The sequence below is a fragment of the Paraburkholderia sp. genome (assembly GCF_049581445.1).
Lineage (GTDB): Bacteria > Pseudomonadota > Gammaproteobacteria > Burkholderiales > Burkholderiaceae > Paraburkholderia.
This window is the reverse complement of record NZ_JBAURZ010000333.1, coordinates 1-15,904: the sequence shown is the minus strand read 5'-3', so window position 1 is coordinate 15,904 and position 15,904 is coordinate 1. Positions and strand designations below refer to the sequence as shown.

Annotated in this window: 16 protein-coding genes and 1 pseudogene; 9 read left to right on the top strand and 8 right to left on the bottom strand. The window is 61.9% G+C overall.

What is annotated here, in order from left to right; genetic code table 11:
* The 3 genes from WCA85_RS27770 to WCA85_RS27760 form a co-directional block, all read right to left on the bottom strand.
* A partial coding sequence (locus WCA85_RS27770; protein ID WP_424068076.1) for a twin-arginine translocation signal domain-containing protein occupies positions 1 to 82 on the bottom strand: 82 nt, incomplete at its 3' end.
* 21 nt (positions 83 to 103) lie between these two features.
* On the bottom strand, positions 104 to 1,255 hold the full coding sequence (locus WCA85_RS27765; RefSeq protein ID WP_424068073.1) for a hypothetical protein: 1,152 nt from the start codon (positions 1,253 to 1,255) through the stop codon (positions 104 to 106).
* A 78-nt stretch (positions 1,256 to 1,333) separates the two neighbouring features.
* The gene (locus WCA85_RS27760) at positions 1,334 to 2,845 is read right to left on the bottom strand and encodes a carbohydrate porin (protein WP_424068072.1); all 1,512 of its coding nucleotides are present in this window, start codon (positions 2,843 to 2,845) and stop codon (positions 1,334 to 1,336) included.
* A gap of 638 nt (positions 2,846 to 3,483) precedes the next feature.
* Between WCA85_RS27760 and WCA85_RS27755 the strand changes: the two genes are divergently transcribed.
* The 7 genes from WCA85_RS27755 (at position 3,484) to hutC (WCA85_RS27725) (ending at position 10,347) form a co-directional block, all read left to right on the top strand.
* Positions 3,484 to 4,161, top strand: coding sequence for a methyltransferase family protein (locus WCA85_RS27755; RefSeq protein ID WP_424068075.1), 678 nt, complete (start codon positions 3,484 to 3,486; stop codon positions 4,159 to 4,161).
* 424 nt (positions 4,162 to 4,585) lie between these two features.
* Entirely contained in the window at positions 4,586 to 5,446 is an 861-nt protein-coding gene (locus WCA85_RS27750) for a transporter substrate-binding domain-containing protein (protein WP_424068071.1), read from the top strand.
* Between the two features lie 103 nt (positions 5,447 to 5,549).
* A complete protein-coding gene (locus tag WCA85_RS27745; RefSeq protein WP_424068070.1) occupies positions 5,550 to 6,272 on the top strand; it encodes an ABC transporter permease in 723 nt (240 codons plus the stop codon).
* A 16-nt stretch (positions 6,273 to 6,288) separates the two neighbouring features.
* Positions 6,289 to 7,041, top strand: a complete 753-nt coding sequence (locus WCA85_RS27740; protein ID WP_424068069.1) for an ABC transporter permease — start codon at positions 6,289 to 6,291, stop codon at positions 7,039 to 7,041.
* Between the two features lie 33 nt (positions 7,042 to 7,074).
* Entirely contained in the window at positions 7,075 to 7,866 is a 792-nt protein-coding gene (locus WCA85_RS27735) for an ABC transporter ATP-binding protein (protein WP_424068068.1), read from the top strand.
* 8 nt (positions 7,867 to 7,874) lie between these two features.
* A complete protein-coding gene (locus WCA85_RS27730) occupies positions 7,875 to 9,500 on the top strand; it encodes an HAL/PAL/TAL family ammonia-lyase (protein WP_424068067.1) in 1,626 nt (541 codons plus the stop codon).
* A gap of 88 nt (positions 9,501 to 9,588) precedes the next feature.
* Positions 9,589 to 10,347: a histidine utilization repressor gene (gene hutC / locus WCA85_RS27725; RefSeq protein WP_424068074.1), complete on the top strand. Its 759-nt coding sequence runs from the start codon at positions 9,589 to 9,591 to the stop codon at positions 10,345 to 10,347.
* Positions 10,348 to 10,430: 83 nt separating this feature from the next.
* Here the strand turns inward: hutC (WCA85_RS27725) and hutC (WCA85_RS27720) are convergent, their stop codons facing one another.
* The 5 genes from hutC (WCA85_RS27720) to WCA85_RS27700 form a co-directional block, all read right to left on the bottom strand.
* Complete coding sequence (gene hutC, locus WCA85_RS27720; protein WP_424068066.1) at positions 10,431 to 11,276, bottom strand: histidine utilization repressor; 846 nt, start codon at positions 11,274 to 11,276, stop codon at positions 10,431 to 10,433.
* Entirely contained in the window at positions 11,273 to 12,142 is an 870-nt protein-coding gene (locus WCA85_RS27715) for an amino acid ABC transporter ATP-binding protein (RefSeq protein WP_424068065.1), read from the bottom strand. The genes hutC (WCA85_RS27720) and WCA85_RS27715 overlap by 4 nt, the downstream gene beginning before the upstream one ends.
* 19 nt (positions 12,143 to 12,161) lie before the next feature.
* Positions 12,162 to 12,824 carry an amino acid ABC transporter permease gene (locus WCA85_RS27710; RefSeq protein WP_424068064.1) on the bottom strand — a complete coding sequence of 221 codons (663 nt, stop codon included), beginning with the start codon at positions 12,822 to 12,824 and terminating at the stop codon, positions 12,162 to 12,164.
* Positions 12,825 to 12,832: 8 nt separating this feature from the next.
* Positions 12,833 to 13,483, bottom strand: coding sequence for an amino acid ABC transporter permease (locus WCA85_RS27705; protein ID WP_424068063.1), 651 nt, complete (start codon positions 13,481 to 13,483; stop codon positions 12,833 to 12,835).
* A gap of 76 nt (positions 13,484 to 13,559) precedes the next feature.
* The gene (locus WCA85_RS27700; RefSeq protein ID WP_424068062.1) at positions 13,560 to 14,387 is read right to left on the bottom strand and encodes a transporter substrate-binding domain-containing protein; all 828 of its coding nucleotides are present in this window, start codon (positions 14,385 to 14,387) and stop codon (positions 13,560 to 13,562) included.
* A 321-nt stretch (positions 14,388 to 14,708) separates the two neighbouring features.
* Here WCA85_RS27700 and WCA85_RS27695 point away from each other — a divergent pair, with 321 nt between their 5' ends.
* Complete coding sequence (locus WCA85_RS27695) at positions 14,709 to 15,716, top strand: isopenicillin N synthase family dioxygenase (protein ID WP_424068061.1); 1,008 nt, start codon at positions 14,709 to 14,711, stop codon at positions 15,714 to 15,716.
* Positions 15,713 to 15,904: pseudogene (locus tag WCA85_RS27690) on the top strand (FAD-binding oxidoreductase); the annotation flags it as partial. The gene WCA85_RS27695 and the pseudogene WCA85_RS27690, both read left to right, overlap by 4 nt.

The following is a 15,904-nucleotide window of genomic DNA, read 5'->3' as shown; positions in this document are numbered from 1 at the left end:
CGCCTGCCGCGACCGCCGCGCCTCCCGCCTTCAGGAAGCCGCGGCGGGTGGGCCGCTTGGGGAGATTGTTGTCGTTTGCCATGATGCTCCTGCTCACACTTGCTTACTTCGCCAGCACCAGCGTGTTGACGTCATCCTGCACATAGTAAAACCCGTCGCCCGCCGGTGTCATGACGATACCGAACAGGTCGCCGTTGCCCGGGGGCGACTGCGCCTTGTCCGTATCGATCCAGCGCGCGTAGAGCTGCTTGCCGGTGGCGGGGTCGATTTCAACGACCTGGCCGTTCAATGCGTTCGTCACCAGCAGGTGGCCGTTCGGTGCTGTGACCATGGCGAGCGGGCGATGCAGCAAGCCGTCGGCGGTGAGCTGACGGCCTACGCCTGCGCTGGTGTCACGCGTCATCGGATCTTCGATCGCGTTGACGCGATTGCCGATGGCGTCCGAAATATAAAGCAGCTTCTGGTCGCTCGACAGCGCGAGCCCAGTCGGCCCAACGAGGAACACGCCCTTATCGGCCTGTGCGCCGTAGCCGCTTGCGACCACGGTTTCCTTCTTCACGACCGGCGGCTTGCCGTCGGGGATGTCCAGATCCAGCCGCAGCACGGTGGCCTGCTTGAAGACCGGCGGGTCACCTGCTGCCGAGCCGACGCCGAAGCCCGCGTTGCTGAGGAACAGCGTTGCGCTCGTGCCATTATCGACGACCGCCATGTTGCCCCACGGGTCGTTGATGTTCGGGCTGGAGATCGTCGAGGTCACCTTGCCTTGCGGATCCAGCACGATCAGGCAGCCGGCGCCCTTGGTGCCGGTGGTGCCGTCGTTGCTAGGCGTGCTGCCGACGATCACCCAGCCAGACTTCAGCATGGTCATCGCGGTCGACAGGCCTATGCCGCCCGGGCATTCCTTCAGATCGCGCGGAATCGTCGCGAACAGGGTCAACTTCTGCGTATCAGGATGGTAGTCGACGATCGTGCTGCCAGTGCCCTGCAGATTGGTCGAGTTGTTGAAGTTGTCGACGAGCACGTCGTCTTTCTTCACGCTGCCGGCCGAAACCGGCGCGACGACGAGCGCATACGGGTTCTGGTCGCCGTTGTCGGGCACCGTGTTGACGAGCGTCGTGTGGTGATGCAGCGTCTCGAGGAAACCCTGCGGATCAGCATGCGCGGTGCCGGCCGCGACGAGGGCAGCGGCGCCCGCTGCGGCTGCCATCAGTGCGCGCGTCGCGCGCGGCAGGAATGTTCGCTGTGGGGTGTTCATGTTTGAGCCTCCGTGCCTGCGCACAAAGCGCCAAATGCAGTCTTGATTGAATACATGTTGTCCAGGATAAGTAAGCGGTCAGAACGTAATGTTGGTACGCATGCCGATAACGAACGTGTTACGCAGCGCCTGGGTCGGATCCACAGGGTTCTGACCAGCGCCGGCGTTGAACGTGTATTGCGCGTCGGCCTGAAGTTGCCACCACGGGGTGACCTGATACTGATAGGTCAGCTCAAGCGCGGTTTCACTGGTACGGACTCCGTAGGGACCACCAATGGCGGCCGCGGTGGCCTCATCGAGATCGTGCAGGTAACTGCCGATCTTGATGTAAGTCAGCGCAATACCCGCGGTGTCGTTGTCGCGACCCGGGAGCGGATCCTTCATCACGACGCCGAGGTTGGCGGCGAAGCTCACTTCGTTCTGCGCGTTGGGGGCGCCCATCACACGCGCGAACACGTTGATGCTGCGCGGTTCATCCGGGTCGGGACGCCACACCATCTGATCGGCAACGGCGTAGATGCTGTAGTCGCCGTGATGCAGGGTGGGGTTGTTGACGGTTGCCAGTCCCGTGCTGCCGAATCCGCCATCCGGGAAGGTATTGTTGTTGTACCAGATGCCGAGCTTATAGCTGCCCGGCAGACCGTTGCTGGCCGCACCGACCATTTCGCCGTCAGCAGGCTGGTTCAGCGCGTACTGCAACTCGCCGATATACAGCGCGCCGCTGTGCAGATTGAAGTTGGTGCCGCTGATGTTGTCCGGGTTGTTGCCAAGCGGATCGCCGTCGAACACGCCGGCCAACGCCGTCAAGGTCGGCGTGATCTGGCCGCGCACACGCACGCCAAGGCCGGCCAGCGGATAAGCCGGACCGCCTGACGGCATGTCGTACGAGGGGAGTGCCGGCCAGCCGAACATCGTATTGACGAACAGCCCAGCACTCTGACTGCCGATGAATTCCTGGTCGAGACTTTGCTGACCGACCTTGACGTCCATTTTGTTATTGAGGAACGACTGCTGGTACCACAACTCCCACAGGCGCGTCGTATCCTGAGCCTCGATACCGCTCGCGGTATTCAGCGTGCCAAGGTTGTCCTCACTCAGATTCTGGCCGTGAATATTCAGCGCGCTCACATTGAAGAGGCCGCCCGGCAGGCCGAACGCTTTCTTCGTATCCAACTGCACGGTAGCCGTGGTCAGGCCGTCGTACGTGCCGCCGGTGTTCAGGCCACCACGCGCGTTGTAGAGATATTCACTGGTTTCGGTCAGGCCGAAGGTGATGCCGTACTTGCCGAGCCAAGGCCGGATTCCGCCCATGTCACCAAGCAGCGTGCCGCGCGACCACACGCCGGTCCACTGGTCGGCGGGCTTCGCCTGAATGCTCAGGTCGGCCTCGGGCGCGTCATTAGGCGTGGCATCCGGATTGGTTTCGGCCATTGCCGTCGCGGCCGTCAGCGAGGCCCACGCGAAGGCGGTGCAAAACGCAACACGGCGCGCGGAGGGCATACGTAGCGTGCGTGCAGCGCGACCGCGCGGTGTAGCATGTTCGAGCAGACGCGCACTATGGGCGGGTCTCTTGGACTGGGCGAACTTCATCGAAATCCTTGTTTGTGTTGTATCGACTGATCGGGCCATTCGCCTTACACATCTCACGGCCAGAATGCCTGCAGATACCGCAGCGGTTCGCGACGCCTCGTGCAGTAATGACGAGATCGTACGCATGCTGAATGGGTGCGTCAATACAAATGAGAACGATTCGCAACAATATTACTGTGATGTAATTCCGTAGTTTACGTAAACCGTCGCGATATCCTATGGAAGTAATAGAAAAGTAATTTATTGGTAATTAAATAGTATGATTTTGTCCTGCATTTAATCTTCATATTTAAGGGCATGACAGGGCATATTCGGTCCGGCCTTGCGTATGAAATTACCCGGAACGTCCTGCGGGCAAGGCGTTCAGCCAGGAAGCCGAATCCAGACGGTGATGCACTGTCGAAGTGCACGAACGCCGGAAAGTTAATTGTCAGGAGAGGGGCTCATAACTCGCCGTGGCCTTATTCTTTCAGTGCTGGCCAGTTCTAGCCGGCTCAGCGGTGTGTCTTACGCGCAACTCAATCTGTTGCATGTCTCGTGGAGCCACGGCATCGGCGTGCCGTCGGTCGCGAGTTCGGCGGTCAGGGGCGGTCTCTAACAATTTCATCCACGGACTCATCAATGAACCTGCCAGCATGATGATCAAACGGCTCATCTCCCAGATGACGCTCTGGTGCGCCATCATGGCCGCCTTGTTGTTCGGTGCGGCGGGCACGGTGCGCTGGGCAGCGGCGTGGTGGTATCTACTCGAATGGGCCGTGCTTGGGATGTGGATCGGGCTTTGGCTCGCGCGATACGATCCGGGTCTGCTCGCCGAGCGACTTGCGCCAGTGGTTCAGTCGAGCCAGAGACTTTGGGACAAGCTCTTCATGGTCTATGTGGGCGTCGTCTGGACCGGCTGGATGATCCTGATGGGACTGGATGGCGGACGCTACCACTGGTCCTCGGTGCCTGGCTGGTTGCGCGTGGTTGGCGCGTTCGGCATCTTTCTGAGTGTCTACGCGTGCCGATTCGTGTTCCGCGCCAACAGCTTCGCCGCGCCGGTGGTCAAGATCCAGTCTGAACGTAGCCACACGGTAAGCGATAGCGGACCATATGCGTACGTCAGGCATCCCATGTATGCGGCCGCGCTGCCGTTTTTCGTGGGCCTGCCACTGTTGCTGGGTTCATGGTGGGGCTTGCCTGGCTCGCTGTTCCTCGTGGCAGGTTTGGCCTGGCGAGCTGTACAGGAGGAGCGCCAGCTTGCCGAGCAACTCCAGGGCTATGCGGCGTATGCGGCGCGCGTCCACTATCGGTTCGTGCCGTATCTTTGGTAGCGTTTTGGTAGCGATGCAAACTCCCACCCATATTCGCGCTGGCGCACGCCTCAACTAAGCCGCTTTCGACACGGCTGCTGCGTACCCAATCAGCGCCGCTTTCGGTCCGACGATCTCAGAGCGAGTCCTGACACAGCGCCACCTTGACGTCGCACCACATCGGCGCAAGCTGCACTTTCTCATCAACCTGTCTAGACAAAACGCACCACATTGGCACGTGGCCAAGGTGATGCTTGCATCGCATGCACAGATGAAACTGGCCTGTAAGCCTTGATAGATAGGGCTTACCCCGAGATTTCCGGAAATTCTGAGAATTCGCTTGCGACGATTTTTTTGCTCATGCAGACTTGTCTAGTCAATTCAGGCGAGTGAGTAAGTCGCTCGACGAGCAGGATGGTGTTTCCTCAATCAAAGGAGTTTCCACGTGAAGGTAAAGCGCACTACGTTGGCTAAAGCATTGATTGGCGCTGTCGTTGGCGCCGCGACCATTTTCGCCGCACCGGTGCAGGCGAAGGACTGGAAAACCGTGACGATCGCGCTGGAAGGCGGTTATGCACCATGGAATCTGACGCTGCCGGGTGGCAAGCTGGGTGGCTTCGAGCCGGAACTGGTGGCGAATCTGTGTGCGCGCATCCAGATGCAGTGCAACCTCGTCGCGCAGGACTGGGACGGCATGATCCCGGGCCTGCAGGCAGGCAAGTTCGATGTCCTGATGGATGCCATCTCCATCACACCGGAGCGCGAAAAGATCATCGCCTTCTCGCGGCCGTATGCGGCCACGCCGGCCACGTTCGCCGTGACCGACACCAAGGTGCTGCCCAAGGCCGGCCCCACCAGCGCCGTGCTTAAACTGACGGGTGATCCGAAGACCGACCAGCCGACCGTCGACTCGCTGCGCAAGGAGTTGAAGGGCAAGACGATCGGCATTCAGTCCGGCACCGTCTACACGAAATTCATCAACGACGGCTTCAAGGACGTCGCCACCATCCGCGTCTACAAGACCTCGCCTGAACGTGACCTGGATCTCGCCAACGGCCGAATCGATGCCTCGTTCGACGACGTGACCTACTACGCCGCCAACACGGACAAGAAGGAAACCGCTTCGATCGTGATGGCCGGACCGAAGATCGGCGGCCCGATCTGGGGTCCGGGCGAAGGCCTCGCGTTCCGCAAGCAGGACGCCGACCTGAAGGCAAAGTTCGATACCGCGATCACCGCTGCGCTGGCCGACGGCACCGTGAAGAAGCTCTCCGAAAAGTGGTTCAAGACGGACGTCACCCCCTGAGCGAAGGGTGAGGGTTTGCGTGTTTGTGCGTGAAGTAACGGTAACGCGGCCCACGCCGCGCCTGCCGGTTGTTTGATCCAACGTATTGGACGAGGGGTAGGGAATGGCTCTGATCGGGATGCTCGGCTTCGGGCCGGACGGCTGGGGCGGCGTGCTGCTGCTGGCTGCCTTGATGACCGTCGCGTTGACGCTTGCGGCGCTTGCCGTTGGCGCGGTGTTCGGCGGGCTGGTGGCGGCGGCGAAGCTGTCGCGCTGGCGCACCTTGCGTGTGATTGGCGACTTCTACACGACAGTGTTCCGCGGCGTGCCCGAACTCCTCGTCATCTATCTGTTTTACTTCGGCGGCTCTACGCTCGTCACCACCATCGGCCAATGGTTCGGCGCGGATGGTTTTGTCGGCGTGCCGCCGTTCGTGATCGGCGCGCTCGCCGTGGGCATGATTTCCGGCGCGTATCAAGCCGAGGTCTACCGTGCGGCTGTGCTCGCAGTCTCGCGCGGCGAACTGGAAGCCGCCCGCTCCATTGGCATGCCGACCCTGACCATGGCGCGTCGCATCCTGATTCCGCAAGTGCTGCGCTTTGCGTTGCCGGGCATCGGCAACGTGTGGCAATTGAGCCTGAAAGACTCGGCCCTGATCTCTGTCACGGGGCTCGCCGAATTGCTGCGTGTGAGCCAGGTGGCCGCCGGTTCGACCCATCAGTACTTCACGTTCTTCGTCGTGGGCGGCGCGCTCTATCTGGTGATGACGAGCATCTCGAACCGCGTCTTCAATCACGCCGAAGCGCGCGTGGGCCGCTCCTTCCGCCGCAATTTCGCGCGCAACTGACGAGGCACGCTCCATCATGCATATCGACTTCGATTTTCTGTTCGACACGCTGCGCCAGTTGTTCGCGGCCGTGCCGACTACGCTCGGGCTGTTCTTCTGTTCGCTGGTGCTCGGTGGGCTACTCTCGCTTGTGATCGTCACGATGCGCGTCTCGCCCCATTGGCTGCCGAACCGTTTTGCGCGGGCCTATATCCTGGTGTTTCGCGGCTCGCCGCTGCTGATCCAGCTGTTCCTCGTGTACTACGGCCTAGGGCAGTTCGGCGTGATACGCGAGAGTTTCCTCTGGCCCGTGTTGCGCGAACCGTATATGTGCGCCGTGTTGTCACTCGCGCTTTGTACGGCCGGATACACCGCGGAGATCATTCGTGGCGGCTTGATGGCGGTGCCGGTGGGGCAGATCGAAGCGGGCTATTCGATTGGTCTGTCGGGCTTTGCGCTGCTGCGCCGCGTGATCGGTCCGATTGCCTTGCGCCAGTGCTTGCCGGCGTATTCGACCGAGGCCGTGCTGCTCGTCAAATCCACGGCGCTGGCAAGTCTTGTCACGGTGTGGGAAGTCACCGGCGTCGCGCAGCAGATTATCCAGCAGACCTATCGAACCACTGAAGTGTTCATCTGCGCCGCGCTCATCTACCTGTTGCTGAATTTCGTCATCGTGCGTCTGCTCGGTCTGCTCGAAGTGCGTCTGTCGCGCCATCTGCGTGCCGCACCCGTCGCGCCCAAGGCACGCCCGGTTTCCGCCACCACCGAAGCACGTCGTGCCGCCCCCTGAACGGCCGTCATTCTGGACATTCTGGAGAAACACATGAACGCTACGGCACCCGTCGCATTGTCGGTCAAGAACATCCACAAGTCGTTTGGCGACCATCATGTCCTCAAGGGCATCTCGCTCGACGCCCATCAAGGCGACGTGATCTCGATTCTCGGCGCCAGCGGCTCGGGCAAGAGCACATTCCTGCGCTGTTTGAACCTGCTTGAGACGCCGGATGACGGCTCGGTTGCGCTCGCCGGCGAAGAGCTGAAGATGAAGCGTCGAGGCGACGGCAAAATGCACCCCAGCGACCGCCGTCAGGTAGATCGCATCCGCTCTCAGCTTGGCATGGTGTTTCAGAATTTCAACCTGTGGTCGCATATGACGGTGCTCGAGAATCTGATCGAAGGCCCGATGCGGGTGCAAAAACGCAGTCGCGCTGAAGCCGTCGAGGAGGCCGAAGGGTTACTCGCGAAGGTGGGTCTCGCGGAAAAGCGCGGGCACTATCCGGCGCACCTGTCGGGTGGTCAGCAACAGCGTGTGGCGATTGCCCGCGCGCTCGCCATGCATCCCAAAGTGATGCTGTTCGACGAGCCAACCTCGGCGCTCGATCCGGAACTGGTCGGCGAAGTGCTGCGGGTGATGCGCTCGCTCGCTGAAGAAGGCCGCACCATGCTGGTCGTCACACACGAGATGGGTTTCGCGCGTCATGTGTCGAACCGTGTGATGTTCCTGCATCAGGGCGAAGTGGAAGCGGACGGCACGCCTGACGAGGTATTCGGCGACCTTAAGTCCGAGCGCTTCAGGCAGTTCGTCTCCAGCCACCATCATCGCACTGCAAACTGAGCATCATCATGGCTGTCATTCGTTCCGAACGTCCTCTCGACTGGCGCCAGATTGCGGCGGTTGCCGCAGGCGAGCCGCTCGAACTCTCCGCCGATGCGCGTTCCCGCATCGTTGCCGCGCATGTGCTGGTCGAACAGATCGTCGAGCGCGGGATTCGCGCTTATGGCGTGAATACCGGCGTCGGCGCGCTGTGTGATGTGATCGTCTCGCCCAGCGAACAGCGTGCCCTGTCGCGCAACATTCTGATGAGTCACGCGGTGGGTGTCGGCGCGTCGCTCGGTGTGGCCGAGACGCGTGCCATCATCACCGCTGCGGTCAACAACTTCGCTCACGGACATTCGGGGATTCGGCTTGCGGTGGCAGAGCGTCTTGTCGCATTGCTCGATGCCGATTGCCTGCCTGAAGTGCCTGCCTTCGGGTCCGTCGGTTATCTGAGCCACATGGCGCATATCGCGCTCGTGTGCATCGGCGAAGGACATGCGCGCTATCGCGGTGAGCGCGTCAGCGGCCGCGAGGCATTGCGGCGCCTGGGGCTCGAGCCGCTCGTGCTCGAAGCGAAGGAGGGCCTTAGCCTGATCAACGGTACGCCATGCGTGACGGGGCTGGCTGCGCTGGCGCTCGCACGCGCCGAGCGTCTGCTCGACTGGACCGACGCGGTCGCGGCGATGAGCTTTGAAAACCTGCATGGTCAGCTTGCCGCGTTCGATCCCGAGTCGCTGGCGTTGAGGATCTCGGACGGCCTGAACCTGGTGGGCGCAAGAATGCGCGGCGCGCTGGCCGAGAGCGGGATTCTTGCCGCAGTAGTCGGTCAGCGTACCCAGGATCCGCTCAGCATGCGGACCATTCCGCATGTTCACGGCGCGGCTCGCGACGTATTGACCGCGACGGCACAAGTGGTCAACCGCGAACTCGCTTCGATTACAGATAATCCGATTGTCGCGGGCACGCCGGACGCGCCGCGGGTCTATTCGCAGGCACATGCGGTGGGCGCCTCGATCGCGCTGGCGATGGACAGCCTCGCCACCGCTATCGCCCAGGTAGCCGCGATGGCTGAGCGGCGCCTGGACCGCCTGGTCAATCCGCTGGTCAGCGGTTTGCCTGCGTTTCTCGCAGAACCGGGCGGCACCTGTTCGGGCTTCATGATCGCGCAGTACACGGCGGCTTCGCTGGTCGCGCAAAACCGGCGCCTCGCGATGCCCGCCAGCCTGGACGGCGGCATCACCTCAGGCTTGCAGGAAGACCACCTGTGCCACGCCACACCCGCCGCGCTCAAGGCGCTCGAGATTATCGACAATGCTGGCCGGATCGTGGCGATTGAACTGCTGGCCGCAGCTCAGGCTTATGACTTACAGACCGGCAATGTGTCGCTCGCGCCGTACACCGATTCCTTATGGCGCAGCGTGCGCCAGGTGGTGCCGACGTATCGCGACGACCGGCCCCTCGCCGAGGACATGGCAGCTGCATTTCGCATGATTGCCGATGCGGCGCCTCCACCGCTGCCGAACCCGGGTAAGATTCGGCCTGCAGTAGCGGGTGCCGTTGGTGACGCCGGGCATGCAACGGTGGATGCCACCCGCCACGCGGCGGGCAGCACGCGCGACGCCGCCGCAAACGAGCAACAAACGGCAGCATGACCGGGGCAACTGACCCACGAGCCGGCGCGTCCGGCCCACCCGCCGGCGTGCTGGCATATTGCGTACCACCCACGAGGTCGACGTGAATATGAATATCAACGCGCCACTGGAAAGCAGCCATGCATCGCGCATCGGCAACGCCAGCGAGACACCCGCGAAAGCGATGCCTGCTTACGAGCAGATCAAGCGCTATGTCGTCAAGCGTATCGCGGAAGGCGACTGGAAACCGGGCGGCCTGATTCCATCGGAGACCGAACTGGTCAAGGAGTTCGGCGTCGCACGCATGACGGTGTCACGGGCCTTACGCGAACTGACCACCGAACGGGTGCTGACACGCGTGCAGGGCTCCGGCACTTTCGTGGCGCCGCAGCGGTATGAATCGACGGTACTCGAGATTCGCAATATCGCCGACGAAATCGCCGCGCGCGGTCATCGTCATATGGCTCACGTGCTGACGCTCGAACCGAGCGACGATCCACAGGCACTCGATGCGCTGGGTCTGGCGGCCGGGCCGGCTTTTCATTCGCGGATCGTGCATAGCGAAGAAGGGGAGCCGATCCAGTATGAAGATCGCTACGTGAATCCCAAGGTATTTCCCGAGTATCTCCAGCAGGACTTTAGCGTCGAGACGCCGAATCACTACATGGTGCGTCTCGCGCCCATCCAGCGCGCCGAGTTTCGCATCTACGCGCAAAAGCCCGATGCGCATGTGCGCCGCCATCTGCTGATGGAAATTGGCGAACCGTGTCTGCTGTTGTGGCGCCGGACGTGGGTGGGGGAGTCGGTGGCGACCTCGGTGCAGCTATGGCATCCGGCATCGCGCTTTCATCTGGCGGGGAATGTTTGACGCGGCGGCGCTTCAGGCCGTCACACCTTAGTCGTTGAACGTCAGGCCATCGCGTGTCAGGTGGCTGGGCCTCGCGCGTTCCCTTATCCTTGGCGCTGCGAAATATCCGGGGTAAAGCGGCAGCCTAACCGGTAGCGAGAACCCGGGTGCACGAAGCGCGCGAACGTCACCGCCACGCCGCTCGTCCAGGTGCGGCGCACGAGCGTCAAACATGGCTCTTCAGGGCGAATCTCCAGCAATCCGGCTTCAGTCTGAGTCGGCAAGCTGGCATCGACGACGTGTTCAACGTCGTGCGCCGGGACGATGTTGAACAGATACTCAGACGGCCGGATTGTAGTGAAGTCCTGCTGTAGAAACTCGGGCGCGGTGGCAGGGTTGACGTAGCGATCCTCCAGTTGCACCGGTAGCCCGTTTTCACGGTGTACGCAGATCACGTGAAACACCGACGTCCCCGGCGCGAGGCCAAGCGCGTTCGACACCATGACCGGCGCGGTTTCGCGTTGCATCAGCAGGGTTTCGTAGCTGTACTCGTGACCGCGTGAGCGGATTTCATCGCCGATGTGGGCGATCATCAATAACGTCGATTCCGGCTTGGCTTCCGCGACGAAGGTGCCGACCCCGGAGACACGCGTGACGAGTCCCTCGTCAGCGAGTTCGCGCAACGCGCGGTTGACGGTCATGCGCGACACGCCCAGCGCCGCAACGAGATCCAGTTCCGAAGGGATGCGGTCGCCCGGCTGCCGCGCGCCCGATTCGATGGTGCGGCGAATATGGCTTTTTACCTGCTCATAACGCGCGGCTGGGTGGTCGGGAATATCGCCTGCAATCGCCGCGGCCACGGCAGCGGCGCGTAGCGAAGCCGATGTTTCCCGGGTTACTTTGGTCTCCTTCGCGACCTTGCGTGTGCCGCCACGCGAGTGCGCGTTCATACTGGACCTGCCTCGTCGGCACCTTGGGCCCAGAACGCGTTACGGTCGAAGTAATTCTGCAGGAACTGGCGCAGGCGCGGCTGTCCGGCATCGTGAAACACTTCGCGCGGTTTGCCTTCGACGGCAATGCGGCCCTGATCGATAAACACGACCTTGTCGGCGACTTGCGCGGCGAACCCCATCTCATGAGTGACGACGGCCATCGTCATGCCATCGCGGGCAAGCTGCTTCATCACCTGTAGCACTTCGCCCACTAGTTCAGGGTCGAGCGCGGACGTGGGCTCGTCAAATAGCATGATGTGCGGTTCCATGGCCAGCGCCCGCGCAATCGCCACCCGTTGTTGCTGGCCACCGGAAAGCCGTGCCGGATGCACGTCCGCCTTGTGGGCGAGCCCCACTGTCTCCAGCATCGCGCCGGCGCGAAGGCGGGCTTCGTCGCGCGAGAGATGGCGCACCCGCAGCAACGCCTCCATCACGTTGCCGAGTGCCGTCATGTGCGGCCACAGGTTGAACTGTTGAAACACCATGCCGACGTTGCGCCGCACCCGGTTGATGTCACCCTGCGAGGCCCGCACGCGTTTGCCGTTGCGTTCGGCATAGCCAAGCAACTCGCCTTCGATGTGTACGTCACCCTGATCGTAGGTCTCCAGCGCGGCGAGACAGCGCAACAAGGTGCTCTTGCCGGAGCCTGACGGGCCGATGATGCAGACCACTTCGGATTTGGCGATCTCCAGATCGATGCCGCGCAATACCTCGACTTCACCGAAGCGTTTGCGCAGGTCGCGTACCGCGATCAGCGGCGCGCTGCCGGCGGTTTGTGCTGCCAAGGTGGACGCGGAGGCGGGCATGTCGGCAAGGGCATTCATCGATAGATCCTGATTTCATTCATGCCATGAAACGCGCCACGCGCGCCTCGGCCCACATGCCGGCGCGCGAGGTCAGTTCGACCAGCAAGAGGTAGCAGACGCACAGCGTCAGCAGCGTTTCGACAAAGGCGAAGGTGGCCGAACCGATGCCAGTGAGCACGAAGGTGAGTTCGGGCACGGTGACGATCGACAGCACCGCTGTTTCCTTGCTGAGGACGATGATCAGATTCGTCAGTGCCGGCACGATCAGCACGAGCATTTGTGGCACCTGGATGCGTAAGACCGCCTGCCAGCGCGACAGACCGAGACACGAGGCTGCTTCGAGATGTCCCGGCGGCACGGACTGGAATCCGGAGCGGAAGGCTTCGGCAAAATAGGCACTGCCGTAGAGGCCGAGCCCGAGGATGCCGGCGGTCATGGGCTCAAGCGTCAGTCCGATGGACGGGCCGCCGTAATAGAGCAGGAATAGCTGCACCAGAAACGGCGTGCCGCGAAAGAGTTCGATATAAAAGCGCAGCAGGCCGCGCACCCAACGTCCGCAAAAGAGTTGCAGAACGGCAATCAGAAAGCCGATCAGAATGCCGATGGCGACACCCGCGGCCCACGTCCCGAAGGTGGTGGCGAAACCGGCTGCAATCGGCTGCAGGTTGTGCGTAATGACGGTGGGATCGAATTGCTGCATGGCGCGCCTCAGGCCTGCTGCAACCGGTGCTCGGCGCCATGCGCGACCAGCGCGAGGGCACCGCAGATCACGAAATAGATCAGCCCCGCCGCGAGATACGCTTCGAGCGGCCGGTATGTGCTTGCGGCAATGTTCTGTGCAGTGCGCGTCAACTCCGCCACACCCACCACTGAGATCAGCGAAGATGCCTTGATCAGCAGCACCATCTCATTGACGAGCGACGGCAGTGTCAAACGAAACGCCTGCGGCACCTGAATGCGGCGCAGCATGTCGAAGGGCGATAGTCCGAGCATGCGTGCCGCTTCAATATGTCCGGGAGGAATACTGAGGAATCCGCCGCGCAGAATCTCGGCGATATACGACGCGGAGCACAGCGACACCGCGCTGATCGCCGCAACGAGCGGCGATACGTTGATGCCGACGAAGGGCAGCAGGTAATACACCAGTAGCAACTGCACGAGCATCGGCACGCCGCGGAAGAAAAACACATACGCACCACCGAACATCCGCGCGGCGCGATGCACCGAGAGCCGCGCCGCACAGACGCCAATCGCGACGAAGAAGCCGATCACGAGGCCGGTGAGCGAAATGCCCACGGTGGCGATGGCTGCGTGCAGCAACAGCGGTAGACCTTGGAGAAAGACAGGGATGCTGAACATATGCCGGGCACCTGCTGGAACTGACCGGTGAGCGACGCCATGCGCATATTGCGTTGGCATCGCTCACCGGAATGCGTCAATAGTTCGGCGTGGGCATCGTGGTCGGTGCGTCCATGGCGACGCCGAACCACTTCTTCTGCAACGCGGCGAGGCGCCCGTCGTTATGCATCTTGATGAGCGCGGCGTTGAACGCATCGGCGAGTGGCTTGCTGTCCGCGTCCTTGCGCATGCAATACGCGAAGTACACCTTGGCGCCGAACGGCGGCTGCACCACGGCAAACGTATCGGGACGCTGTTTTGCCACGTAGGCGATATTCGTCATGGAGTTAGCGACAGCTGCAAGACGGCCCGCCGCCAGATCGGCATACGCCTGATTGTTGTCGACGTATTCGCGTACTTCAGGCGGCTTTGGCAGCGTTGCGATGTAGGCCTTCAACTGGTCGAGCTGTGCCGAACCCTTGCCCGCGCCCACCGTTTTGCCAGAGATATCCGATGATTGCTTGAGCGAGGTATCGCTCGCGCGCTTGAGCAGCGCGTCAGTGGCGTCCGCGATAGGCAGCGTATAGGTGTAGCGTTCCATGCGCGCCTTGGTCACCGTGAGCGGGCCGCCAACCATGTCGAACTTGCCCGCTTCGAGGCCGGGCAGCACGCTCGGCCAGGGCAGGTCGATAAAGCGCACCTTCACGCCGAGTTCCTTGCCGACCTCAGCGAACAGATCCTTGTTAAAACCGGCCTGCTGACCGTTCTCGAGGAAGTCGAACGGTGCGAATTGCATTTCGGTGCCGACCACCAGTTCACCCGCCTGCTTGATCTTGGCTAGCTGATCATCCGCGTGCGCCGCGACGCTTGCCGCACACAACGCTAACATCACGAAACGACACTTCCAGCCTGCAAGGATGCTCATGAGATTCTCCAGTTGGCGATGCGGTGCCGCGCGAAAACCAGTGATGGCGCGAGGTATGCGGGGCAGTATATACCGCAGTTTTTGTGCGAAATAAATAATCCTGTTGTGCGCTGCGAGGGGGCGCGTCACGTAAACGAATCAACGTAGAGACGCGGCTTGCGAATGCGCTTTTGGCGGTATATACAACTGATGGAGCACGGGCCGTCGAGTGGCATTCAGCACGCATTCGAGACGCCGGGATCGGCACATTCGCGTCACGCCAGGTTGACGCAGCGGTGCTTATTCGTCAGCTGAATCCGCCGTTCTTTCGGGAGCATTACGATGTCGCCTGTCACCCGTATTCCGATCATCAATCTGGCTGGCGTGCGCGCCGGCGAGCCGGAAGCATTAGCGAACGTCGGCCGTGAGATTTACGACGCGTGCACCACGATCGGGTTTTTCTACATCATCAATCATGGCGTGCCGCAGAGCGCCATCGACGCAGCCGAACAGGCGGCGCGCAAGTTCTTTTCGTTTCCGGTCGAAACCAAACGGCGCGCGGCAGTGAACCAGCGGCATCGCGGCTTCAATGCCCTAGGCGACGCGACGATGTATCAGGCCAAGCGTCCTGACTACAAGGAATTTTTCAGCATCGGTCTGGAGTTGCCTGAGGACGATCCGGATGTGCTTGCAGGGCAGGCTCTGCGCGGGCCGAACAACTGGCCCGACTTCATGCCCGAGTTGCGCCCGGCACTGTACGGCTACTACGAAGCGGTGGCCGCGTGCGGCGCGGACTTGCTGCGTGCAGTTGCCGTGAGCCTTGGGGTCGATGAACAGTTCTTTGCGCCGCGTTATACAAAGCGCATGCAGCGCACGCAGATGGTCTATTATCCGCCGCAGTCACCGCAATCCGATGAGGATCAGTTCGGTGTCGCGCCGCATACGGACTACGGTTGCATCACGCTGTTGTGGCAGGATCAGGTCGGCGGTCTGCAGGTGCGCGAGATCGCGAACGATACCTGGGTCGATGCGCCGCCCGTCCCGGGAAGCTTCGTCGTAAACGTCGGTGATTTGCTGGCGCGCTGGACCAACGACCGCTTTCGCTCGACACTGCACCGCGTGATCAATGCATCGGGCCGCGAACGCTATTCGATTGCGACGTTCTACGATCCGACCTATGGCTCGCTGATCGATCCACGCGAGCTTGGGACGAGCGCAGCGGACCTTACCTATGAACCAGTCGCTGCAGGCGACTATATTCTTGGACGCATCAACGACTCGATGGGCTATCGCAAGAAGCTGGCGGCGCAAGGGACGACAGCAGAGACGAAAGCAGGGACGGCAGTATGACGCTCGGTCAACCCGCGGCGCTTTCGCAGACGCTCGCGGCGCTACGCGACGTGCTGGGTGACGACGCGGTGCGCGTCGGTGATGCGATCAGCGAACGCTCGATGACCGACTGGACACGTCACGAGCCCACCCGCGCGGCGGCGTTGCTGTTACCGCGCACCTCGCAACAGGTGGCGCGGGCGCTGGCG